This is a genomic window from Ktedonobacter racemifer DSM 44963, from assembly GCF_000178855.1.
Classification (GTDB): domain Bacteria; phylum Chloroflexota; class Ktedonobacteria; order Ktedonobacterales; family Ktedonobacteraceae; genus Ktedonobacter; species Ktedonobacter racemifer.
Genome location: NZ_ADVG01000002.1, coordinates 2,436,783 through 2,459,049 on the forward strand (window position 1 = coordinate 2,436,783; position 22,267 = coordinate 2,459,049).

The 22,267-nt window shown below is 54.9% G+C and carries 21 protein-coding genes and 1 tRNA gene; 9 read left to right on the top strand and 13 right to left on the bottom strand.

The annotated features are described in order from the left end of the window. Positions 1 to 239: 239 nt before the first annotated feature. A complete protein-coding gene (locus tag KRAC_RS26830) occupies positions 240 to 2,015 on the bottom strand; it encodes a DUF2079 domain-containing protein (RefSeq protein ID WP_007912670.1) in 1,776 nt (591 codons plus the stop codon). Between the two features lie 101 nt (positions 2,016 to 2,116). Beyond that, positions 2,117 to 2,716: a metal-dependent hydrolase gene (locus KRAC_RS26835; protein ID WP_007912673.1), complete on the bottom strand. Its 600-nt coding sequence runs from the start codon at positions 2,714 to 2,716 to the stop codon at positions 2,117 to 2,119. A 158-nt stretch (positions 2,717 to 2,874) separates the two neighbouring features. On the opposite strand from KRAC_RS26835, the gene KRAC_RS26840 reads away from it, so the two are divergent. Continuing rightward, positions 2,875 to 4,770 carry a chloride channel protein gene (locus KRAC_RS26840; RefSeq protein WP_007912674.1) on the top strand — a complete coding sequence of 632 codons (1,896 nt, stop codon included), beginning with the start codon at positions 2,875 to 2,877 and terminating at the stop codon, positions 4,768 to 4,770. Positions 4,771 to 4,981: 211 nt separating this feature from the next. Here the strand turns inward: KRAC_RS26840 and KRAC_RS26845 are convergent, their stop codons facing one another. The 9 genes from KRAC_RS26845 to KRAC_RS26880 form a co-directional block, all read right to left on the bottom strand. Next, positions 4,982 to 5,302 (bottom strand): Rieske (2Fe-2S) protein, encoded by a 321-nt coding sequence (locus KRAC_RS26845; RefSeq protein ID WP_007912675.1) that lies wholly within the window; start codon positions 5,300 to 5,302, stop codon positions 4,982 to 4,984. Positions 5,303 to 5,308: 6 nt separating this feature from the next. After that, a complete protein-coding gene (gene sufU / locus KRAC_RS26850; RefSeq protein ID WP_007912676.1) occupies positions 5,309 to 5,719 on the bottom strand; it encodes a Fe-S cluster assembly sulfur transfer protein SufU in 411 nt (136 codons plus the stop codon). A 16-nt stretch (positions 5,720 to 5,735) separates the two neighbouring features. Then, on the bottom strand, positions 5,736 to 7,004 hold the full coding sequence (locus tag KRAC_RS26855) for a cysteine desulfurase (protein WP_007912680.1): 1,269 nt from the start codon (positions 7,002 to 7,004) through the stop codon (positions 5,736 to 5,738). Then, positions 6,991 to 7,215 (bottom strand): hypothetical protein, encoded by a 225-nt coding sequence (locus tag KRAC_RS71700; protein WP_169460946.1) that lies wholly within the window; start codon positions 7,213 to 7,215, stop codon positions 6,991 to 6,993. Before KRAC_RS71700 ends, KRAC_RS26855 begins: the two co-directional genes overlap by 14 nt. Next, positions 7,196 to 8,575 carry a Fe-S cluster assembly protein SufD gene (gene sufD, locus KRAC_RS26860; RefSeq protein WP_157507097.1) on the bottom strand — a complete coding sequence of 460 codons (1,380 nt, stop codon included), beginning with the start codon at positions 8,573 to 8,575 and terminating at the stop codon, positions 7,196 to 7,198. Before sufD ends, KRAC_RS71700 begins: the two co-directional genes overlap by 20 nt. 70 nt (positions 8,576 to 8,645) lie before the next feature. Then, positions 8,646 to 9,464, bottom strand: a complete 819-nt coding sequence (gene sufC / locus KRAC_RS26865; protein ID WP_007912687.1) for a Fe-S cluster assembly ATPase SufC — start codon at positions 9,462 to 9,464, stop codon at positions 8,646 to 8,648. Positions 9,465 to 9,861: 397 nt separating this feature from the next. Next, positions 9,862 to 10,386, bottom strand: a complete 525-nt coding sequence (locus KRAC_RS26870; protein WP_007912689.1) for an RrF2 family transcriptional regulator — start codon at positions 10,384 to 10,386, stop codon at positions 9,862 to 9,864. Positions 10,387 to 10,697: 311 nt separating this feature from the next. Continuing rightward, complete coding sequence (locus KRAC_RS26875; RefSeq protein ID WP_007912692.1) at positions 10,698 to 11,414, bottom strand: alanyl-tRNA editing protein; 717 nt, start codon at positions 11,412 to 11,414, stop codon at positions 10,698 to 10,700. An 86-nt stretch (positions 11,415 to 11,500) separates the two neighbouring features. Further along, the gene (locus KRAC_RS26880; RefSeq protein WP_007912694.1) at positions 11,501 to 12,307 is read right to left on the bottom strand and encodes a class I SAM-dependent methyltransferase; all 807 of its coding nucleotides are present in this window, start codon (positions 12,305 to 12,307) and stop codon (positions 11,501 to 11,503) included. Between the two features lie 407 nt (positions 12,308 to 12,714). Between KRAC_RS26880 and KRAC_RS26885 the strand changes: the two genes are divergently transcribed. The 3 genes from KRAC_RS26885 (at position 12,715) to KRAC_RS26895 (ending at position 16,876) form a co-directional block, all read left to right on the top strand. Further along, complete coding sequence (locus KRAC_RS26885; RefSeq protein WP_007912696.1) at positions 12,715 to 14,211, top strand: hypothetical protein; 1,497 nt, start codon at positions 12,715 to 12,717, stop codon at positions 14,209 to 14,211. A 191-nt stretch (positions 14,212 to 14,402) separates the two neighbouring features. Continuing rightward, positions 14,403 to 15,833 carry an Asp-tRNA(Asn)/Glu-tRNA(Gln) amidotransferase GatCAB subunit A gene (locus tag KRAC_RS26890; protein ID WP_007912697.1) on the top strand — a complete coding sequence of 477 codons (1,431 nt, stop codon included), beginning with the start codon at positions 14,403 to 14,405 and terminating at the stop codon, positions 15,831 to 15,833. Between the two features lie 185 nt (positions 15,834 to 16,018). After that, positions 16,019 to 16,876: a DUF2785 domain-containing protein gene (locus KRAC_RS26895; RefSeq protein ID WP_007912699.1), complete on the top strand. Its 858-nt coding sequence runs from the start codon at positions 16,019 to 16,021 to the stop codon at positions 16,874 to 16,876. 94 nt (positions 16,877 to 16,970) lie between these two features. Here KRAC_RS26895 and KRAC_RS26900 read toward each other — a convergent pair whose 3' ends face one another. Next, positions 16,971 to 17,435: a response regulator gene (locus tag KRAC_RS26900; protein WP_007912707.1), complete on the bottom strand. Its 465-nt coding sequence runs from the start codon at positions 17,433 to 17,435 to the stop codon at positions 16,971 to 16,973. Between the two features lie 239 nt (positions 17,436 to 17,674). On the opposite strand from KRAC_RS26900, the gene KRAC_RS78445 reads away from it, so the two are divergent. The 4 genes from KRAC_RS78445 (at position 17,675) to KRAC_RS26920 (ending at position 19,464) form a co-directional block, all read left to right on the top strand. Next, the gene (locus tag KRAC_RS78445) at positions 17,675 to 18,391 is read left to right on the top strand and encodes an ISAs1 family transposase (RefSeq protein WP_040443781.1); all 717 of its coding nucleotides are present in this window, start codon (positions 17,675 to 17,677) and stop codon (positions 18,389 to 18,391) included. Then, entirely contained in the window at positions 18,330 to 18,875 is a 546-nt protein-coding gene (locus tag KRAC_RS78450) for an ISAs1 family transposase (protein WP_052568076.1), read from the top strand. The genes KRAC_RS78445 and KRAC_RS78450 overlap by 62 nt, the downstream gene beginning before the upstream one ends. A gap of 75 nt (positions 18,876 to 18,950) precedes the next feature. Continuing rightward, positions 18,951 to 19,022, top strand: a tRNA-Thr gene (locus KRAC_RS26915). A gap of 241 nt (positions 19,023 to 19,263) precedes the next feature. Further along, positions 19,264 to 19,464, top strand: coding sequence for a PLDc N-terminal domain-containing protein (locus KRAC_RS26920; protein ID WP_007912708.1), 201 nt, complete (start codon positions 19,264 to 19,266; stop codon positions 19,462 to 19,464). Positions 19,465 to 20,074: 610 nt separating this feature from the next. On the opposite strand, the gene KRAC_RS26930 is transcribed toward KRAC_RS26920, so the two are convergent. Then, a complete protein-coding gene (locus KRAC_RS26930) occupies positions 20,075 to 20,671 on the bottom strand; it encodes a Uma2 family endonuclease (protein ID WP_007912713.1) in 597 nt (198 codons plus the stop codon). Positions 20,672 to 20,992: 321 nt separating this feature from the next. Here KRAC_RS26930 and KRAC_RS26935 point away from each other — a divergent pair, with 321 nt between their 5' ends. Beyond that, positions 20,993 to 22,258 (top strand): lactate racemase domain-containing protein, encoded by a 1,266-nt coding sequence (locus KRAC_RS26935; RefSeq protein WP_007912714.1) that lies wholly within the window; start codon positions 20,993 to 20,995, stop codon positions 22,256 to 22,258. Positions 22,259 to 22,267: the final 9 nt, after the last annotated feature.

Consider the following 22,267-nt stretch of genomic DNA (forward strand, 5'->3'; position numbering starts at 1 on the left):
TTATACGAAAACCAACCCCATTCGGGGGCGCGGCGCTACTCTCGTAGCTAGCACTCCCCCCATTCGGGGACAAGCGCGCTCAGTTTTTCGCAAGGCAACAAACCTCAACAACTATTGCCTGAAAGCGAAGAGACAAACAGTTCAGCAATTGTTTGCCTGCATGGATTATAACATCTCGTGCCCGTCAAAAGCTATGGGTTTACGCGGGCAATTTCAGGACTTCTCTGGGGCATCACGCGTCAGGAAGCGGGCGAGTTGATCGCGCCGCTACCACAATGCCCATTGCTCTGCACCAGCAATACCACTCCATCAATCTGCTTGAGGGTACAGAACTGCTGCGAGCTACGGACCTGGTTGAGCATGCGGACCGTGCTATCCTTGTCGTCCTCGGGAATGATGTTGTTGAGGTCCACCACGATATAATCAACGGTGCGCAGATTCTTCTGCTCATCGGTATAAGTGATGAGGGGGAAGACCGTCACATAGGCACGCTCAGTGAGGTGAGGATTGAGCGTCGCGCTCGCCGAGACGGAAGCAGTCGACGGAATAGAGGTGAGCAACTGGTTGATGGCCTGGTCACGGTCGCTCGGCAGGTGATCGGGCAGCAGCACATTAAACCAGGGAATCATAATCACAAAATGCAGCAGGACCATACAGACAATCCAGAGCGAGACCACCCATTGCAGCCGTGCCAGCGTCACCGTCTGCGCCAGGTCAACGATGCGATCATTAAGGCGCTTCCGGCGATGCGCGCTTGCGATTGAGACAGCCAGCAGGCCCGGGCGAGCAAAGGTGAAGGGGCGAGACAGTACAGATAGGCCCGAGAGGAACGTCAGGCGCACATTCTCCAGGCCACGCATAAAGGAGTCCACCTGCGCCTTCTCGCGTAGCGCCTGCTCATCAGTCATCAGGACGGAGTCAACCGGCTCGCCACGCCACTGCTGCCATAATGCCACCAGGCGCGCCAGACCAATAATCGACGCCATCGCCACAAAGGGAATGATGGGGGCGTTATAGTGATAGATACCGCTATAAAGAAGGGAATTGTTATTAGGCAAGAGATTGAGCGCCAGGTTGGGCAGAGCGGGAAGCAGCCACTCAGGCGCGAAGACACTGAAGAAACCAGAGCAGCGCGCAAGACCTGTCAGGTAGTAGAAGCGCTCAAGCGTGAGATAGGTCATGGGAAGAACCCAGGGATGCATAACGATGTTCACAAGCGCATCGCTGGGGGTCGCCCCCAGGTAGGCATAGCGATACCAGAAGTTATTGCCCTGGTTACCGGGATAGAAATGCTTGATCATCAACCAGGCAAAGATGCCATAGAGGACACCACCCAGAATGAGGATCAGACCCAGGCGAGGCGCCCGGTATTTCCAGATTATCAGCACGCCAAAGACCGCCGCCACAAAAGGAATCTCTTCTTTACAGATCGCCGCCAGGGCGCAACAGAGCAGGCACCAACCAAAGCGGCGGTAGGTGAGGGCGAGAAAGGCATAAAGGAAGAGGGGGGTGACCAGCGCCACCGGGTGAAAATCGAAGAGATTGATCCCGATCAACGGGGCCGAGAGCAAGTAACCCAGCACCATGGCCACCGCCACCAGGGGCCACTGTGGGAGGTAGCGCCGCGTCATAAGAAAGATCGGTAGCGCCCCACTTACCAGGACCAGCGTCTGAAAGATCAGCAGGATGCGTGGGTCGGCGCCAAAGACATAGAGCAGCGAGAGGGGCAGGAGCACTGGCTCGAAGTGTTGCGCGAGACGAATGGGGGGGCCATACCAGTCAACGCCCTGGTTCGTCCACTGAAACGGGTGCCCATGCAGGGTATTCCAGAGCACCTGGTCCATATTCCCCAGGTCGAAAGCCGTAGCCTTGAAGGAGGTATAGCGTAGCACAGCCAGAAAGCCCACAATCAGGGCGTAGGCCAGCATAGCCAGCACCAGTAACGACCAGGAGAGACGCACCTGGGCGCGCGGCGATACTTGAACCCGTATAGAGAATTGTGGCAAACGTATCATAAATGTTTAACTCGCCTTTGGGTAGGGATGCCTGGTGGCGGGCTGGCTGCGCCAACCCGCCACCAGGCATCCCTACCCCCTGAGCGCCGCAGGCACGAAGGCTAGAGGATGACATACCCCTGCCAGATACAAACCGCGACCACGAACATAAAGCCCCAGACTATTAAAAATTCCGGCCAGGTACCTGTACGGAAACGAAACTTATTATCCATTGGAATGCCAAAGCGTTTTTTGACAGGCCAGAACAGAGGTATACCGCCATAGGTCAGCGAGTCACATAAGAGATGCATTACACATCCAAACAAGACACCAAAGAAAACGACATGTGAAAAGCCTACCACATGCGCGGGAGCGGAATAGCCTCGTAAGCCCAGTAGATATATTACCACTCGTTCTAGCCCTATGGCTAGCAATGAGCCGACAGCCAGGCCAAGAAGACTATGAAACACTGTGCGATGACCTGCAATACCCTGAATCGTCTTGCTAATGATACCAAAGCGATGGCCCAGGGTGCTACGTGCATTATCTATATCTGGCAGTAGCGCACCAAAGCCAACCGCACCATAATATACCGCCTTACTCACCAGCAATGGGAGCGTCACAATCGTGCCCGCCGTAAGAGCATTGCCAGAGATATGCGTGACACTATCGAAGACGACCCCGGCTACCAGACCAATCAATAAATGTGAGCGACCTTCCATGCGCCTATTATCTCCCCTGAAACTCAATTTTCTTTCTGCCTTCCAGCAATTGTAGAGAGAATATAGAGTGGTGTCAATAGACGCCCTCTTTTCATTTGTATCGCAATACGATACAATATTCATAGGAACGATATGTATCTACTACTAAGGAGAAACAATTGGCAATTAATGCGTGGCAGGAGGAACATCGACAGGCGGGGAGGGATGCGGCGAAAAAAGCAGGTAGTCAGAAGAAGGTCAATCATGAACTGGGGGATTTTACGACCACCCCACGTACGCTTTTTATCGCGCTCATCGCGCTTGTCATCGGTATTGTGAGCACCTTTATCGCTCTACTCTTATTAAAATTAATCGGACTATGTACAAATCTCTTCTTTTATCTACGCTGGGATACGGCCCTTGTCAGTCTCGCACAGAGTCCCCTGGGGATTTTCATTGTGCTGGTGCCTGTGGTGGGCGGGCTGATTATCGGCTTCATGGCCCGCTATGGCTCGCCTAAGATCAGGGGGCATGGAATTCCTGAGGCGTTGGAAGCTATCTTAATGAATGGCAGCAAAATCGAGGCCAAGGTAGCACTACTCAAGCCGCTCTCGGCGGCGATCTCGATTGGGAGCGGTGGCCCCTTCGGCGCCGAGGGACCAATCATCATGACGGGCGGCGCCGTTGGTTCTCTGATCGCGCAATTCTTTCACTTCTCCAGTAGCGAGCGCAAGACGCTACTGGTGGCGGGGGCGGCGGCAGGTATGTCGGCGACGTTTGCCACGCCCGTGGCGGCGCTGCTGCTGGCGGTCGAACTCTTGCTCTTTGAGTGGAAACCGCGCAGCCTGATTCCTGTGGCCCTGGCCAGTGCCACGGCTGGGATTGTGCGCTACTACATTCTGGGAGCGGGCCCGATCTTCCCGGTGCCAGCGCATGTGGCGTTTATTGGTCCGATAGGTCTCCTGGGCTGTCTGCTGGTTGGTGTCCTGGCGGGACTGGTCTCAGCGCTTATGACCTACCTGGTCTATCGCTTCGAGGATACCTTCTCGCTCCTGCCCATTCACTGGATGTGGTGGCCGGCTATTGGCGGCCTGGGCATTGGCATTGGCGGATTGATCTATCCACGCGCGCTGGGCGTCGGATATGATGTTATTGAGCAGTTGCTGCGGGGAGATGTCTCGCTCAAGTTGATCCTGGGCGTCCTGCTGGTCAAGCTCTTGATCTGGTCGTTCTCGCTTGGCTCAGGCACCTCGGGCGGCGTGCTGGCCCCATTGTTGATGATAGGTTGCGCGTTAGGGGCGGCCGTGAGCCTGTTTCTCCCCAACGAGGGACCGGGCTTCTGGGCACTGATCGGTATGGCCGCGATGCTCGCGGGAACCATGCGCGTCCCCTTTACCAGCCTGGTCTTCGCCTTAGAACTCACGCACGACTTTAATGCCCTGGTTCCGCTACTGCTGGCAACCCTGGTGGCCTACGCATTTAGCGTGCTGGTCTTAAAGCGCTCGATCCTTACCGAGAAGGTGAGCCGTCGAGGATATCATCTTAGCCGTGAATACGCTACCGATCCCCTGGAGATCCTCTTTGTACGCGAGGTTATGCGTACTAGCGTGGTCGCCATCCCCGCTAGTATTACACGCGACGAATTGAGCAGTCTACTCACCGAGGGCCAATCGCAGCAGCGTGGCATTCAGCACCTCTATCCTATCGTTGATGACCAGGTGCAGATCGAGGGTGTCGCGACACGCCATGATCTGATGAACCTGGTACGCAACGAGCCAGGCAAACGCCAGTTGGCCGACTACATCCAGGCCAGCCCGGTTGTGGCGTATGAAGATGAGAATCTACGCAGCGTGGTCTATCGCATGGCCGAGACCGGCTACACCCGTTTCCCGGTAGTTGAACGTGAGCATCCAGAGCAACTGGTGGGCATGGTCTCACTCCAGGACCTGCTCAAGGCCCGCTCACGCAACCTGGCGGAGGAGCGCGAGCGCGAGCGCTTGCTGCACCTGCGCTTGCTCTTCCCCTCGCGCGCCAGAAAGGGAGCACTCGCAGGCAGCCAGACGACAGGAGACTAATACGAGCGTATCGCTACCTCTGGATGTGTTTCTACACAAACAGCATATACTAATCCTACGATAGCGAGTTTGGGCGGCCCTGGACACATGTGTCCAGGGCCGCCTTCTTTTTGGCGAGCGGAAAGATAAGTTGTAGGGTACTTTCCCCCTGGAGTAGGTGATGTGCAGTGCCCTGGCAACCGCAGGTTGCCAGGGCACTGCACATCACCTGTTATTCTTCTTCGGGGAGGCCGACGAAGATGGTTTCATCTTCGATTTTGATGGAGTAGGTATGGAGGTCCTGGCGTGCGGGACCGCGCAGTACCTTGCCGGTGCGCACGTCGAATTGCGCGCCATGCCAGGGGCAGGTCAGCGTGCAGCCCTCCAGCTCGCCCTCGTTGAGGGGCCCGCTGATATGGGTGCAATTATCGGTAAAGGCGCAGATCTGGCCCTCCACCTTTGTCAGGCAGACTGGTTCGCCATCAACTTCTACCGCGTAAAGCTCGCCTTCTTTGATCTCTTCCAGGCGAGCTGCCTTATAGAACTCAGTCATACGGCCTTATTCGTCCTCATCTTCATCATCAAGATTGGGGTGCTCAAAGCCTCCCATAGCCAGGCCCCGATGGAGTACACGCAGGGAGAGGAAGGCGCACTTGGTGCGAGCAGGGCTGATGGGAATGCCTAGTACCTCCAACACTTCCTCTTTCCCCAACTTTACAACCTCGTCTATCGGCTGGCCCTCAATCATCTCTGAGAGCATGGAGGCTGACGCCTGGCTGATCGCGCATCCACGCCCTTTGAAGCGTACCTCAGCGACGCGCCCATCCTGCACGACCAGGTCCATGGCAAGCTGGTCGCCACAGAGCGGATTGGAGTCCTCTGAGTGGACATCGGGCTGCTCCAGTGTACCAAAATTACGTGGATTGCGATAGTGATCCAGGATATATTCGCGGTAAAAATCCATTGCCATATATGTATGCCTCTTTTTAGAAAGTAAAGATTTGGAGGGCTTTGTGCAGGCCCTGGACGAGGGCGTCGATATCTTCTTTTGTCGTATACACGTAGAAGCTGGCGCGGGCGGTTGCGGGCACATCGTAGCGCTCCATGAGTGGTTGCGCGCAGTGATGTCCGGCGCGAATGGCCACACCGGTCTCCTGGTCGAGAATCGAGGCCAGGTCGTGGGGGTGGACATCGCCAAGTGTGAAGGAGATGACGCCTCCGCGCTGGCCGATCTCGCGGGGACCATAGATCGTCAGGCCGGGAACCTGCTGGAGCTGCTCCAGGGCATAGGCCGTCATTTCTTGCTCATGGACCTGAACCCAGTCCATGCCCAGCTCGTTCAGATAGTCGACCGCCGCGCCCAGGCCGATGGCCTCGGCAATCGCGGGGGTGCCCGCCTCAAACTTCCAGGGCAGATCGTTCCAGGTGGACTCGTGGAGCTTGACAGTGCGAATCATATCGCCGCCGCCCATGAAGGGGGGCATAGCCTCCAGCAGGGCACGCTTGCCATAGAGCACGCCAATACCCGTTGGGCCCAGCATTTTGTGCGCGCTAAAGCAGTAGAAATCGGCGTCGAGGGCCTGGACATCCACTGGCAGATGGGGAACGCTCTGCGCGCCATCCACCAGGACGATGGCCTCGACGGCATGGGCCTGGGCGATCATCTCTTGCACGGGATTGATGGTTCCCAGTACATTCGACATATGCGTAAAGGCAACCAGCCTGGGGCGCTGCTCCAACAGCTGCTGATAGATATCCAGGCGCAGCAGGCCATCATCGGTAACCGGAACAAACTCCAGGCGTGCGCCCGTGCGCTGAGCGAGCAGTTGCCAGGGGACCAGGTTGCTGTGGTGCTCCATCTCGGTCAGCACAATCAGGTCTCCGGTGTGGATATTCGCGTTGCCCCAGCTATAGGCAACCAGGTTGATGCTCTCGGTCGTGTTACGTGTGAAGATTACCTGCTTGCTATGGCGAGCATTGATAAAGCGTGCAACCTTGACGCGAGCACGTTCCTGGGCCGCGGTAGCCTCTTCACTGATCGTATAGACCCCGCGATGTACATTCGCGTTATAGGTCTGGTAGTAGGTATTCATGGCCTCGATGACAACCTGGGGCTTCTGCGAGCTGGCCGTGCTGTCGAGATATACTAGAGGCTTATTGTGTACCTGGCGTGCGAGGATAGGGAAATCCGCGCGCACCTCGGCGGCAGTGCGTCCACTACGTGTCTGTTGTGTCTGCTTTTCAGATGTCACCATAACTACTTCCTCTGCTTGACTGCTCGCGCCTGCGGCGCTCGCTCTGGTAGGTGGTGTGGTGCAGGAAGCAGCCAGAGGCTGCTTCCTGCACCACACCACCTACCAGAAAGAAGTTATACACGGAGTTACTCAATAAGAGCAGAGGGCACCCACCGGCCTGGAGGGTGCCCTCTGCGTTTAGCGCTGTGCGACTAGTACTCGCTGAGTTCAATCTCGTCTGATGTGGAACGAGTTGAGTCATCGAGAGAGATGGCGCCTTCGTCGACACCCTCGATCTCCCAGCGCTCCTGAGCATCAACCCAGGTATCGGCCTCGGTCACGGACTCACCACTCATACGAGAGATGATACTGCGGCGCAGGCGGATGCGCAGGTTCTCCAGGGGGATGCGCTGTAAGACCGGCTCGAAGAAGCCCTGAACGATGATGCGCTCGGCCTCTGGGCGCGCGATACCGCGTACCATCAGGTAGAAGAGCTGCTCCTCATCGATCTGGCCCGTGGTGGCACCATGGCTAGCGCTGACATCGTTCGCGGCGATCTCCAGGCCGGGAATAAACTCGCCACGAGCCTTCTTGCTCAGCAATAGACCATGCGCGGCCAGGAAGGAGGCCGTCTGCTGCGCATTCTTATGGATGCGAATCATGCCATCAAACTCGACGCGTGACTCATCGGTCAGGACACCCTTGATCATGGTCTCCGCGTTGGTCGAGACACCAACATGGTCCGAGAGGGTATTGATGGCGTAGCGCTGGTTGTGGTCGGTGAAGAAGATACCCACCAGTTCAGCGGCACAGCCATTGCCCTGTAGGCCCGCGCCAATGGTATTGAGATTGAGCTGCGCACCCAGATCGGCCATCACGAAGGTTACGCTGGCATCGTTCTCATGCATCGCGTTCTTGTTGGTGATGAGCCAGGTATGCTGATCGAGGTCCTGTAGATTGCTGAACTCGACCATCGCCTCGCGTTTGGCTATGACCTCAACCACGTCGCTGACCAGGCTGGGATGCTCGGCCTCGACGCTGGAAGTGAACTCCTGCACAAAGCGGGTGCTGCTCTGGGACTCCGTGATCACCAGTGAGTGGGAGAAGATAGCCGATGCAGAGCTATCGACCCAGACCTGGGCCAGGATCGGCGCCTCGATCTCCACGCCGCTCGGGACATAGAGGAAGAAGCCACCCGTCCAGAAGGCTGCGTGCAGGGCAGTATACTTGCTCGCAGTCACGGGGACACACTTCGTCATAAAGTGCTCCTGCACCAGCTCTGGATACTCGCGAACGGCGGTCTCCAGGTCGGTCAGGATGACGCCCTGCGCCTTCAACTCATCGTTCAGGTGTATATACACAACCGACGAGTTATGCTGCACAATCAGGCCGGAGCGCTCATTGACCAGCGACTCTTGCAGCGACTGCTGAATGGCTGGAGGGAGCGCGGTGTCCGGCGCGGGAACAAAGGGCTTTAGTTCCTGGAACTTAAAGCGAGAGAGATTCTGGAGGGTGCCCAGGTCGCCGCGGCGTCCCAGGGGGGCGGGAGTCTGCTCATAATGCTCCCAGGCCTGAAGGCGCTTCTGTAGCATCCACTCAGGTTCCCCCTTCTGACGCGACAACTCAAGCAGCGCGTCCTTTGTGAAACCTGTAGTTAGAGCATTAAGCATTCGTGGCCACCCCATTCTCATTGGATGTCAGCCACTCGTAGCCCTTATCCTCAAGCTCGAGCGCCAGTTCCTTCGTACCGGACTTGATGATGCGGCCCTGGTACATGACATGCACGAAGTCGGGGGTAATGTAGTTAAGCATGCGCTGGTAGTGGGTGATCAGCAGAATGCCCAGGTCGGGGCCGCGGAGCGCATTCACGCTCTCGGAGACAATCTTCAGCGCGTCAATGTCGAGACCCGAATCGGTCTCGTCCATCAAGGCGATCTCCGGCTCCAGCAGGGCCATCTGGAGGATCTCAGCGCGCTTCTTCTCACCACCGGAGAAGCCGTCGTTGATCGAGCGATTGATGAAGCTATTATCAACCTTCAGCAGTTTCATCTTCTCTTGCAGGAGGCGGCGAAACTCACCTGGGGGAACGGCCCGGCGCTTGCCCATCTTGCCGGTGGGGTTCTCACCCTCTTCAAGGGGCTTATTGCCCTCACGCACAGCCTCCAGAGAGCGGCGCAGGAAGTTAGCCACGCTCACACCGGGGATGGACATGGGATACTGGAACGCCAGGAAGAGGCGCATACGCGCGCGGCGGTCGGGAGAGTACTCAAGAATATTCTCGCCCTTGAACCAGATCTCACCATCGGTGACTTCATACTTGGGGTTACCCATGATCACATTCGCCAGGGTACTTTTGCCGGACCCGTTGGGTCCCATCAGCGCATGAACCTCACCCTGGTTGACCACGAGGTCGACGCCACGCAGAATAGGCTTACCTTCAATATTGGCATGAAGGTTCTTTATAACGAGTTCAGATCCCATTATGGATAACACCTTCCTCAATTATAGTCAAAGTGCGAATCATGGTAGTGCTCTGACCGTCTTCATTTGCAAGGTTCGCTGCCTGCGACGGCAGGGGAGAGAGACGCAAAGGGGCTGACGCCCCTCTGCACGCCCCACTTCCTCTCCGTTTCAAATGAAGATGGCCAGTCCGGTAGGTACTCAAGCCAGAAAACGATTCGCCTTGTCTATCAGAACATATGAATGTGCGCGCCGCAATTGACAATGTAGCAGTGAACACGGCGCAAAATGTGGATGATCTATACAACCACAAGGATGATCTATAAAGCCACAAAGTATGGAAAGCGTTCCCACGCTCTCCTATCTTTGATAACTATCGGCATACAAGGAAAAAAACGTGACCTGTGGTGGCAAGCGGCTATTCGGCGGTCAACAACTCGTGAGGCGATGCCATATTAGCACCGATGCCAACGTGAATATCCGTCAGGGCAATAAACTGGCCAGTCTGCCCTGTAGGCTCGGCCGTTTGAGCCACCAGTTCAGCCAGGGTAATCGAGTCAAGCGTCTGAGCGACCGCGTCACGAACGCGCGCCCAGAGGTACTTGGTCTTACAGGAATCTATAAAACCGCAGATCTGGCTCATCTCCCCCTCGGTCGCACAGATCATAGGTGAGATCGGGCCTTCCAGCACACGCACAATCTCGCCCATCGAGATCTCATTGGGATCTCGGTTCAGGCGATAGCCTCCATGCGCGCCACGCGTACTACTCACCAGTGGCGGGTCGGCATCGCGCAAGAGCTTGACGAGTTGCTCTAAGTACGCCAGTGGCAACGTCTCAGCTTGCGAAATATCTGTGAGCGAACGGGGACGGCCACCGTAATGACGAGCCAGGTCGACCATAATGCGTACACCATACTCGCCTTTTGTAGATACCCGTAACATTGTGGTCTCTCCCTTTTTCCTTGCTCTGACGCCCTTTTCGCTCTATGCTCACGACTCGATGCATCTGTTAGCAACTGGAATACACTTGAGCATAGCCCTGGCGCTAATGAACGCGCCCAGCCAGGAAATACCGTCAGAGGATACACACGTCAGATGAGCAATGAGCACTACACGAAATTAATCCGACCTAATCACTAGGAAATATTTTAGCACTCAGGCCACAAAGCGTCAACTAGTGAATCAGAGAGTGAGGGGTGCAGTTTGCGAGCGCAAGCGCTCGCAAACTGCACCCCTCACTCTCTGATTCGTTTCTAGCGTGCTTCGACGGCGATCTCCAGGCGTTTGTTGATCTTGCCTTTGCTCTTGTAATTCACCACGCGGATGCGCTCGACCTCGTGGGTATTGGCAACGTGGGTGCCGCCATCGGCCTGGATATCCAGGCCCTCAATCTCAAGGACGCGCACCGTGGTCATATCGGCGGGGAGGAGGCTGACCTTGGTGCGAATGAGATCGGGATTCTGGTCGGCCTCGGCGCGCGGCAGGAAATAGACTCTGGTCGCGCGAGCCTCGGCGATCTCGGCGTTGATGCGCTGCTCAATCTCCTGCACCAGCTCGGCTCTCAGGTTCTCAAACTCAAAATCCATGCGCCCACGCAGAGGCTCCATATTACCGCCCGTCACCTTCGCGCCATAATCGCGCCAGACCACCCCGCAGAGGATGTGCATGGCGGTATGCGTGCGCATGAGTGCATAGCGACGCTCCCAGTCCAGCACGCCGTGTACCCGGCTCCCAATGGCGGGTGGCTCGCCCTCGACCTGGTGCCAGACATAGCGCTCATCCTTCGAGACCTTCGTCACCTGCCAGGTCTGCCCATCCTGACTGAGCGTTCCCAGATCGTGCGGCTGCCCACCGCCACCAGGGAAAAAGGCGGTAGCATCCAGGGCGACAGCGTTCCCCTCCACGGCAAGCACCGTCGCGTCAAACTCCTTCACGTAAGCATCGGTATGATATATGACCTGCGTCTCCACGTTTGCATCTCCTTCTGCATGGCAAAATGATGGGGTTGCCAGTTTTAGACTGACAACCCCATCATATCATTACTGTGGACTTACTATTAGCGGCGTTTGCGTCCGACCACAATCTGGCGTGTGCCCTTACCAAAGGGCTTCCAGTCATAGCCACCGTAGATGGACTCAATCGAGAAACCAGTTGCCAGGAAGAGGAGTTGGAGCTCGCGGGGGAAGAAGACGTGCATATCCAGGCGCGTCAAATAGCGCTCGTTCTCGCCCGTTTCAAAGAACTTCTCATGCGTCCAGGTGAGGTGCTGCACCTGCTCAAAGGCGTCATACTTACGCGTCGTATAGAGCATCATCGTGAAGTCGCCATCGGGCGATTCCAGCTCGTCCTCTAGATAGACGGTTGAGGGGCGGTTGAGGGCATCGCTCAGATAATCGATGTCGGGCAAGAAGACATCGACGACAAAGCGCCCGCCGGGGGCCAGGTGCTCCAGCGTTTTCGTGAAGGCCGCGAACTGCTGCTCAATTTCGTACAGATGCGAGATCGAGTTAAAGGGGAGAAAGATCAGATCATAGGTTCCCCTGGCTGGCAAGTCGTAGTCGCACATATCGCCCTGATGCAAGCTCACGCGCTGCTGCGTGGCTTCAGGTAGTTCGCCAAGCTTGCGCTGATAGGCCTTGAGCATGCCAGGCTCCAGGTCCAGGCCATCCAGGCGGAAGGCGCCGGGGACCTTTAATAGCTCTAAGCCGATGCGCCCACTACCACAGGCCAGTTCAAGTACATGCTGAGGGGTATAACGCACCATCAATTCCTGCCAGAAGGGCACATCCTGCTCAGACTGACTTTGATACTCCAGGTCATAATCGCTGACCCGCTCATAATATTCGCCCATTTCGTAAGGCATGGTCTGGAAGCTCCATTTGCTCGCTCGAAAACGTACCAATGAGAGCAATTGGTCGAGCCGCGCCAATCGCCTCTATACAAGAAGAATTTAGTGTGGAGGAAACCGGGTCATGACCCAGTCTGAAACCCTGTAGAGATTACCATAAAGTCTACAGGGGAGACAATCATTCCACCAAGAATTCCCCCTGCTTCCTTGAAAACTGAATAAAAACTGAATGCTTATGGCATTGCATAGAGAAATCTCGATGTATATGCTTGGTACATATGTGCTTTTATGCGATTCCTGCCCACATTGATCCAGAGGAAACAGGCGTCCACCGAGGGATACCTGGTAGTTTATGAGAGCAAGTAAGGAGCATGATGCGAAAAGTATTTAGCTTGCCACCGTGCCATGGCAGAGGAAGATCCATGCTGCCAATGATGCTGACCCTGATCGCAACGTTTGTCATGTTGGGTGCATATCCGCTTAGCGCAGCGGCTGCGGATACTCCCACAGTGCAAGTCACCGTTGATACACATCATACGCTAGCAACCATTCCCGAAACAGCACTAGGGGCCAATGCCGCCGTCTGGGATGGTCACCTACTCGACCAGGGCGTTCCGGATCTCCTCCACAACGCAGGCGTCAAAGTGATCCGTTATCCTGGTGGCTCGACCTCAGATGTGTATCACTGGCAGTCCAATACAACAGAGCCAAATCAGGGTTATGCGAATCCAAACAATACGTTTGACGCCTTCATGAAGGTGGCACAAGCGACTGGCGCGCAGCCAATGATCACGGTTGACTATGGTGCTGGTACATCGCAGGAGGCCGCCGATTGGGTACAGTATGCCAATAAAGGAGGCGCGGGCTATACCGGGCCTGTCCCGACATATACCGGGGGGAGTAGCACCGGTCACACCTATGGTATCAAGTACTGGGAAATCGGCAACGAGCTCTATGGCAATGGCACCTTTGGCGCGAACTGGGAGTACGATCTCCACGAGAAGGGGCCAGTTGCCTATGCCAATAATGCCCTCCAATTCATCCAGGCCATGAAAGCGGTCGACCCCTCCATCAAGATCGGAATTGTACTGACCTCGCCGGGCGACTGGCCCGATAGTGTGACCGCGCCTGGCTTGAGCACCGACTGGAATAACACCGTTCTCTCCATCCTGGGCAAGCAGATCGACTTCGCCGATGTCCACTGGTACGCACAGAATCCCGGCAACGAGTCAGACGCGGGTCTGCTCGCCAGCACCTCGGCCCTACCCGGCAAGGTCGCTACACTCAAGACAGAGCTGCAACAGTATAACCCGGGCAGGAACGTACCCATCATGATTACTGAGACCAACTCGGTCTCATACAATCCAGGTAAACAGACGACAAATCTGGTCAATGCCCTCTTCCTGGCCTCGAACTATATGAACTGGCTGGAAAGCGGCGTGCAGAACGTCGACTGGTGGGATATCCATAACGGCATCGTGACCTGGGGAAATAACAGTCCAACGCTCTATGGCAGCAATCAGTATGGCGATTACGGCCTGCTCTCCACTGGCGATAGCGAGCCACCAGCGAATACCCCATTCCCCACTTACTATAGCCTGCAAATGCTCCATCACTTCGTTGATGGGAACGGCAGTATGCTGGCATCTTCAACGGACCAGAGCCTCATAGAGGTCCATGCTGTGCGTCAGCATAATGGCAAACTGGCCCTACTCCTGATCAATAAAGATCCGCAACAAAGCTATCAGCTCAAGCTGGCAGGTGGTTGCGGCGACCAACAGGCTAGTGCCACCGTCTACTTCTACGGCGAGAATAGTAGCGCCATAACGGTGCAGCATATCTCTGGCAAGGCCCTCTCGACGCAGACCCTGCCTCCCTACTCACTCACCACTATCGTGCTGAATGGGGAGAACAACTAACAGGCCCTAATCACAGTTTCATTCATAGGCATATAGGGACAGTAAACGCGAACCGAGCGGTTCGCGTTTACTGTCCCTATATATTTCCATCCTCGACCTGATACAATAGAGAGCAATAAAGCGGGAAGACGCATTCGGCAGTGCACAGATCAGGAGATGCGTCGCATTTTTTGCGGAAGAGGATATTTTACATGAGCTATTTGTCCATACGTGAAGTGGCCGAGGAGTTACAGGCAGGCATTATTACGCCCACGGAGCTGGTGGAGGAGACCCTCAACCTGATCGAGGAGCGCGACACTGAGGTGGAGGCCTTTGTGACGGTGATGCGTGAAGAAGCCATGGCACAGGCCGAGCAGGCCGAGCGCGAGCTACGCACAGGTCTCAAACGTGGTCCCTTGCATGGCATTCCCATCGCCATTAAGGACCTCATCGCGGTCAAGGGAGTGCGCACGACAGGCAGCTCCCAGGTCCTGGCGGAACATGTTTCTGAGGAAGATGCCACGGTAATTGAGCTTCTGCGTAAGAGTGGGGCTATTCTTATTGGTAAGACCAATACATATGAATTCGCCTATGGTCCCTACGCGCCTCCCACGCGCAATCCCTGGGACCTGACGCGCACGACGGGCGGCTCCAGCGGTGGCTCGGCGGCGGCGGTCGCGGCAGGCATGGTCCTGGGCGCCATTGGCACCGATACGGGCGGCTCCATTCGTATCCCCTCCGCGCTCTGTGGCGTTACCGGTCTGAAGCCAACCTATGGACGCGTTAGCTGTCATGGTGTGCTTCCTTTGAGCTGGTCGCTGGACCATGTCGGGCCTATCGCGCGGAGCGCCGAGGATTGCGCATTCATCTTTGATGCTATTGCCAAGTATGACCCACGCGATCCCAATAGCGTCTCGGGACCTCCCAGCTCGCCCAGCCGCTCGACGGCGACCCTGATTGAGGGCGCAGAGGGGCGCGGGCCGCTCTCGCTACAAGGGCTACGACTCGGCATGCCCCAGGAAGGCTTTGTCGCGCCGCTTGATCCCGAGATCCATATGGCCTGGCGCGGCGCGTTGCACGTGTTGGAGGAAAACGGAGCCGAGCTTGTCAATGTCGAGCTACCCCGTCCCACGATGACGACATATAGAATGGTACAGAAGCCAGAGGCGTCCCTGGCGCATATGCAGCAGGGCTGGTTCCCTCACCAGGGCGACCTGTATACTGAACTGGTTCGTACACGGTTACGCGAGGGACAGGAGATTCCCGCAGTGGAGTATCTCAAGGCACAACAGGAGCGGCGCGTCTTCACCAGCCAGTTACGGAGCATCTTACGAACCGTCGATGCCTTTGTGCTACCTACCCAGGCCATGGCAGCGATTCCCGCCGAGCAGATGGGACAGGAGGTCACTATTAACGGCGTGCAGGAGAACGCGACCGATGCCATGCTCCGCATGACCATGCCCTTCAACCTCGTCGGCTTCCCAGCGGTCTCGTTCCCCTGTGGCTTCACATCTGAGCATCTCCCAATCGGCTTACAAATCGCGGGCAAACCCTTTGAAGAGGCCACGGTATTGCGTATCGCCCATGCCTATCAGCAATTAACCGACTGGCATCGCCGCGAAGCGTGGGAGCTCCATCAGTAGCCTTCACGCCTGCGGCGCTCGCTCTCGTTGGTAGTGTGGTGCGGGTTGGCAGCCTATAGCTGCCAACCCGCACCACACTACCAACGAGAAAAATGAGGAGGCACGACACGACCGTGTACAATGGACTCAAAGGAATGAATAGTAGACACACCTGAACTTTTACTGGTACTAGAACGGGAAAAGCGATGGAAGTAACAGATAATCTGGCAGAGAACAAAGAGGCCTTACGCTCTATTGTTGAGCAAAATTATGCTATACCAGAGGCGCTTGATAGCCTTGAATTTGCGCAAAAGTTATTAGTAAATCTGGGATCGAGCGATGAAGAACTGCGTGATGACCTGAGCTATATGATCCTGGCACGTGGCATCCTGGAGCCGGGGAAGCTAGAGTCAGAACAGCTTAAGCAGCTTCTCATAAGTGTTTTAAACGATGAGCATCTCTTCTATCATATTGGAGAGGTAAACAACGACAGCATCCTGATGCGCAGCTTCTCGAACCTCATCATCGCGGCTATCCTCTATACGGATGCCTCGCGGCCCGGTCTCTCGCGTGAGAGCATTGGCTGTGTGAAGGATGCGCTAGTGCGTTATGTGCGTGAAGAGAAAGACTGGCGCGGCTATATTGAGGGCAAGGGTTGGGCACACAGCATGGCTCACCTGGCCGAGGCGCTTGACACTTACGCGCAACATCCTCATGCAACCAGCGATGACCGTAAAGATGTGCTCAAGCTGCTTAGCCAGCTTAGCAAGACCTCGGTTCCCCTCTTCTATGAAGAAGATGTACGCCTGGCAACGGTCGCGCACCATATCATTCTGGGAAAGCAGGTGGACTCAGAGTTTCTGCATAGCTGGCTCAAAAGCTGCTACGTCCAGCGGGAAACGGATATACGCTCATGGCGTCGCGCCAACAATACCAAAAACTTTCTGCGCAGTCTCTACTTCCTGCTGCTCTGGGATAACATCGGTGTTGGCTTGATGGACGATATCGCACACATCCTCAGACGGCAGGACGAACCCTTTGCCGAGAGCGAAGAGGGGATATAGTTGGTAATCAGGGTCCCTGCCTGACACAAAGAGATGAGAGCAGCCGAACTAGCGTGTTGCTCTCATCTTCGGGCATATCCACCAGGAATGTTCACTAGCATTGTAATAGTGAGTCGACCTTATCTAGAAATTCGTCCAGTTCAAAAGGCTTGTTCAAGGCCACGAGATTGCGTTTCCGCATCTCTTCCTGGGGTGGCAGGTACGCGCTCATCATAATTGTGGGTGTCTCGGCAAGCTCATTTAGGGTGTGGAGACGATCATAGAGTTCAATTCCATTCATCAGTGGGAGACGATAATCGGTAATGATCAGACAGGGCTTTACCTGTTTGACCAGGGTCAGCGCCTGCATACCGTCATTGACCAGTAACGGGCGATAGGGTGTCTCCTGGCGCAGGGCCTCCACCAGCATAGAGCCAATATAGTCATCATCTTCAACAATCAGAATGGTTTTATCTTCTGCGCTCTGGGGAGCACCCGCCGCGAGCTCCTCAGTTGAAGGCTCGCTTTGCCACATCTGCTCCTGCGCGGTCTCAGTCATGCTCTCAGTCATATATTGCATGCATTCCCTCCTCACGTTTGCACACAGTATGCACACAATCAAGCTCATACATTCGTCTGTGATATTAAGAACACGCCAAAGGCTGGGATTTCGTTTCGTGCCAAGCTTTAGAACTATCTTAAAAACCACGCTAAAAGCCTTACAGGGTTTCTCAAAAGTCTGGTGAGGGGTGAAAAAGAAGAGTCAATCCAGTAGAATGCATGACATCAAAAAACACAGCATTCAAGGAGTGACTCAGCATGGACTATACAACATTGCTGGAAGAAAACAAGGGGGAGCCCGTCTGCTCGTCGAGACAGATGCAATCCCTGTATCAGGTTTGTCACCATCTGAGAGACGGAAGAAAAGCACGAGGAAGGCAATATGACCTCGCGGGGGTGCTGCTGGTGGTCGTCCTGGCAAAATTGGCGGGGATGAGCAGCCTGCTAGCAGCAAGTGAATGGGCAAAGGATCAGGAAAAGGTCATCCGCGCGAATGTGAACCTTTCCTGGAAACGGATGCCTTGTGCCAATACCTACAGCTACGTCCTGGCACGCTTAGACAGTCAACAGGTCAATGCTCATCTGGCCGCGTGGTTTGTGCGCCAGATGAGCCACCAGCGAGAAGGAGAGCCAGACGACCAGCACGTCCATCTGGCCATTGATGGCAAAGCGCTCAAAAGCACTGGGGAGCAGGCATATGGAGGAGAGCATCCCCAACAACATCTTCTGCATATTTATGAAGCAGAAACGGGTGTGGTCCTCCAGCAGATCCCCATTGGCTCTAAGACGAATGAGGTTGGCGCGCTCAAACCGTTTCTGACCGAGGTGACATGTAAAGGGCGAGTGATCACCGTTGATGCGGCGCAAAGCTATCACGAGATGACTCGGCTGGTGCGCACGAGCTGGAGGGGAGGTGATTCTCATCATCAAGGACAATACACCTGTTGCTCGCGCGGACCTCGAACTGTTTTTTGAAGACCCGCAAGCAGATCAGAGCACCTGGCAATCGTATACTCAGCTTGACAAGGGCCATGGTCGTCTGGAACGTCGCTCGATTATGAGCAGTCCCGATCTCAATGGCTTGTTCTTCAAGGATTGGGGCGAGATTGGACAGGTCTTTCGCTTACAGCGCGAACGAACGATCAAAGGGAAGCACAGTTGCGAGGTTCGCTACGGGTTAACAACGCTTTCTCTGAGGCATTGTCCTCCAGAACGTCTTCTGCACTACCTTCGAGCACACTGGAAGGTGGAGAATCATCTCCACTGGCATCGAGATGCCACCCTTGGGGAGGACCGTTGCCGAGTCCGCTTCATTCCGGTGATGGAAATGCTGGCCGTGCTCAATAACGTGGTTCTTTCTCTCATGCACCTGCACCGGGTTTCCACCGTCGCTCGCCAGCTTCGTCGTTTTGCCTCTCATCCAGAGGAGGCTCTTGCTTGGTTGCTTCAGGACTTTTGAGAAACCCTGAAAAGCCTTAATGCAACCCTTGACATTGGAAGCAGATATCGGTATAATCCTCTACAGATCTACTAAGCCGGCGTAGCTCAGGGGTAGAGCAGCTGTTTTGTAAACAGCTGGCCGGGGGTTCGAATCCCTTCGCCGGCTCCCATGTTCCTCCAATCCACTTCACACCGCACAAAAAGCCGCTTCAAGCAACTTCCCGTCAGAGACAGAAAATCACTCAAAACGGCCCTTTTTTCACATAACTTCTGATGGGAGAGGCCACTTTTCAAAACAATAACCGTTGTTCCACAGACCTTTATATTTGATCCATTCATACCAGTTTCGTCATACTTAATGTTGATTGCTTCAGCTTTCTTTGTATGATTTAAAAACGGAGCGTACTATGCTTGGACTTCATCCTTTCACGATTGTTATCTTTCTTACGACTGCTTTTTGGCTCTGGATGATGGTTGATTGTATATTAAATAAATCCCTGAGAGATACTGAGAAAGTTCTCTGGTTCCTTTTGATCTTCTTTACCCAAATAGCAGGTGCCATTATCTATTTCATCATTGGGCGTACAAAAAGAAATATTGTTCATTAACCATCTCAACCAGCTTCTGAACAGGAATCACAATCACGTCAGCCATACTCACAGGGCTATCAGACTCAACAAATTCCTTATTATCAATTAGACATGCCATCCGTTTCGCCTACTCAGCCGATCGATGAACAATATGAACAACCTCGTGCTGCCTATCCTGAACAGATTCAACAAGATAATCACTAGTTCTCTTTCCCTTTATGCTCATCGGAGAATTACATGAGTGGATGTCAAAAATTTCGTCAATTAGGAACCGCAAGTATGTTTTCGTTTGGCTAAGAAAAGGATATCCTATTATCCATGAAACGAAAACTATCTATCGGCTTTGGAGCCCTCTTACTCGCTCTCGCAGTATTTCTTCTTCCCGCGTCAGGTGCAGGCACTGCATATGCATCAGGCGGCGGCGCACTAATCGGCCCTAATCCCCACTGTGCGACCTTGGGAAGCCTGATCGAGACTGAACCTATCAAAAGTGGGACCACCACACTTGCTTACCTGAAGATCTATTATAACAGCTCCAATGGCTATAATTGCGCTGAGACAATAGCTACTGGAAGCACCTACGGGACAAGTAAATATATGTATGCAGAAATTCTCTCGTGCAGTAATACTAGGTAAAGAACACCCCTACTGTTACGGTCAGCCCAGGCAGTATACGCGAGGATATAAGACTTGAGCCGGAGAAAAGGCCCAATGAACGATAGTTGCCTTGCTCCAGAGCCAATACTTCTAGCATTCTCGCATCGGGATTCACGACCCAATACTCGGGAACGCCTGCGGCAGCATATGCCTCTAATTTCTCGTGCAAGTCATGTCGAGCAGTACTCGGTGAAGATACTTCTACCACAAGGTCAGGCGCGCCAATAACACGTGAGGGAGTGATACTATCCAGGTGTCTATTCAGCACCACAAAGACATCAGGCTGTACAATAGTTCCTAAACCCAATTCCACATCAAGAGGGGCAACCCCAACCTTACCTAAACCTGCCTCTTTTACGAAAGAACGCAGATAAGACGCGATCTCAAGCACAATTTCCTGATGTTCCCAACCGGGCGAAGGCGCCATATAGAGTATCCCTCTCACTACCTCATACCGCTGTCCATCCTCTGGTATTGCCGCATACTCAGTATATGTCCATTGGCCCTGTGGGGGACCTGGAACCCCGTTGGCTGGAGCTACGACAGGCAAGCTTTCTCTCGTCGCCATCACAACCTGCCTTTCATGCGAAAACCAAACATACAATGATGCACATGGACTATTTATTGTAAGCATACCATAGACATTTAGCGTATAAACAAGCCGCCAACCGCTGAAGAGCCTTTACCCGGCACAACCATCTGGTAGCCATCTAAACGTACCAGGGAAGGTTTCAGCGGGAGGAGTCCAAGCTAGCTTGGACCCTACAAGCTGGTGCTTGCTCCGCGTTTAGAGGGAGCGACCAGCCAGCAGGCACATGATACAATGCAAGGGATTACAATACGTTGATCTAACCGGTATGGGAGAAAAGTGCAGAGAGGTGATATTACCATGAGTATAGGAACAGGCTATACCCAACAGGCGCTCAGTGAGGAAGAGATACGTCAGATCCTGGTGCAGGCCTTTGGCGAGCTTTCGCTGGACGGTAAGCGCGTCCTGGTGATTATTCCTGACAGTACACGCACAGCGCCCCTTCCCTTGCTGTTCCGTGAGCTATACGCCCTGCTGGGTCAGAGGGTACAGCGCCTGGATTATTTGATCGCCCTGGGGACGCATCCACCGATGTCTGAGGAGGCGATTGCGCAACTGGTTGGCGTTGATGCTGTGGAGCGCCAGGAGCGCTATCCCAATGTCGCGATCTATAACCATCACTGGGACAAAGCAGGCGTGCTAAAGACGGTTGGTGTGATCTCGCGTGAAGAGGCCCAGGTGCTCACCAACGGCATCCTCTCGGAGGAGGTTCCCGTACGCCTCAATGGCATGATCTTCGACTATGACCAGATCGTGATCTGCGGACCGGTCTTCCCGCACGAGGTCGTCGGCTTCTCTGGCGGGGCCAAATATCTCTTCCCCGGCATCGCGGGCGCGGATATCATCAACTTCACGCACTGGCTGGGCGCGCGCCTGACCAGTATGCTTACCATCGGCACGAAGGATACGCTGGTGCGCCGGGTTATCCATCGCGCCGCGGCCTTTGTAGAGCGCCCCATCCTCTGCCTGGCCCTGGTGATGCAGGGCGAGACCCTGCATGGACTCTACGCAGGCAACTATATCGATGCCTATAATGATGCCGCCGACCTTTCGGCGCGCTTGAATGTAATAACAGTTGAGCGACCCTTTAAACAGGTGCTCTCGCTGCCATCGACGCGCTATGACGACCTGTGGACCGCGGCCAAAGCCATGTATAAGACTGAGCCAGCCATCGCGGACGGGGGCGAGGTCATTATCTACGCACCACATATCAGCGAGATCTCTTATACACATGGCGCGCTTATCGACGAGGTTGGCTATCATGTGCAAGAATACTTCCTCAAGCAATGGGAGCGCTTCAAGCAGGTGCCTGGCTCAATTCTGGCTCATAGCACGCACGTGAAGGGGACGGGAACCTATGATAGCGCTACAGGCATCGAGCGACCACGCATCCAGGTCACGCTGGCGACCGCCATCCCCGAGGAGCGCTGCCGCAAGGTCAACCTGGGCTACCGCGACTATCGCGAGATCAATCCCGAGGACTGGGCCGGGCGAGAAGACGAGGGGCTACTGCTGGTCCGCCACGCGGGCGAGATGCTCTACCACGCCCCCAGCGTCAGAAAATAATGGCACGCT

What these genes read in the sequence shown, in the direction of transcription:
- KRAC_RS26930 (WP_007912713.1), bottom strand. Translation starts at nt 20,671, where the DNA reads ATGGCGACGAGAGAAAGCTTGCCTGTCGTAGCTCCAGCCAACGGGGTT.
- KRAC_RS26885 (WP_007912696.1), top strand. Translation starts at nt 12,715, where the DNA reads ATGCTGCCAATGATGCTGACCCTGATCGCAACGTTTGTCATGTTGGGT.
- KRAC_RS26895 (WP_007912699.1), top strand. Translation starts at nt 16,019, where the DNA reads ATGGAAGTAACAGATAATCTGGCAGAGAACAAAGAGGCCTTACGCTCT.
- KRAC_RS26935 (WP_007912714.1), top strand. Translation starts at nt 20,993, where the DNA reads ATGAGTATAGGAACAGGCTATACCCAACAGGCGCTCAGTGAGGAAGAG.
- KRAC_RS26890 (WP_007912697.1), top strand. Translation starts at nt 14,403, where the DNA reads ATGAGCTATTTGTCCATACGTGAAGTGGCCGAGGAGTTACAGGCAGGC.
- KRAC_RS26835 (WP_007912673.1), bottom strand. Translation starts at nt 2,716, where the DNA reads ATGGAAGGTCGCTCACATTTATTGATTGGTCTGGTAGCCGGGGTCGTC.
- sufU (WP_007912676.1), bottom strand. Translation starts at nt 5,719, where the DNA reads ATGGCAATGGATTTTTACCGCGAATATATCCTGGATCACTATCGCAAT.
- KRAC_RS26855 (WP_007912680.1), bottom strand. Translation starts at nt 7,004, where the DNA reads ATGGTGACATCTGAAAAGCAGACACAACAGACACGTAGTGGACGCACT.
- KRAC_RS26880 (WP_007912694.1), bottom strand. Translation starts at nt 12,307, where the DNA reads ATGCCTTACGAAATGGGCGAATATTATGAGCGGGTCAGCGATTATGAC.
- KRAC_RS26845 (WP_007912675.1), bottom strand. Translation starts at nt 5,302, where the DNA reads ATGACTGAGTTCTATAAGGCAGCTCGCCTGGAAGAGATCAAAGAAGGC.
- sufD (WP_157507097.1), bottom strand. Translation starts at nt 8,575, where the DNA reads ATGCTACAGAAGCGCCTTCAGGCCTGGGAGCATTATGAGCAGACTCCC.
- sufC (WP_007912687.1), bottom strand. Translation starts at nt 9,464, where the DNA reads ATGGGATCTGAACTCGTTATAAAGAACCTTCATGCCAATATTGAAGGT.
- KRAC_RS26870 (WP_007912689.1), bottom strand. Translation starts at nt 10,386, where the DNA reads ATGTTACGGGTATCTACAAAAGGCGAGTATGGTGTACGCATTATGGTC.
- KRAC_RS26920 (WP_007912708.1), top strand. Translation starts at nt 19,264, where the DNA reads ATGCTTGGACTTCATCCTTTCACGATTGTTATCTTTCTTACGACTGCT.
- KRAC_RS26830 (WP_007912670.1), bottom strand. Translation starts at nt 2,015, where the DNA reads ATGATACGTTTGCCACAATTCTCTATACGGGTTCAAGTATCGCCGCGC.
- KRAC_RS26900 (WP_007912707.1), bottom strand. Translation starts at nt 17,435, where the DNA reads ATGCAATATATGACTGAGAGCATGACTGAGACCGCGCAGGAGCAGATG.
- KRAC_RS78445 (WP_040443781.1), top strand. Translation starts at nt 17,675, where the DNA reads ATGGACTATACAACATTGCTGGAAGAAAACAAGGGGGAGCCCGTCTGC.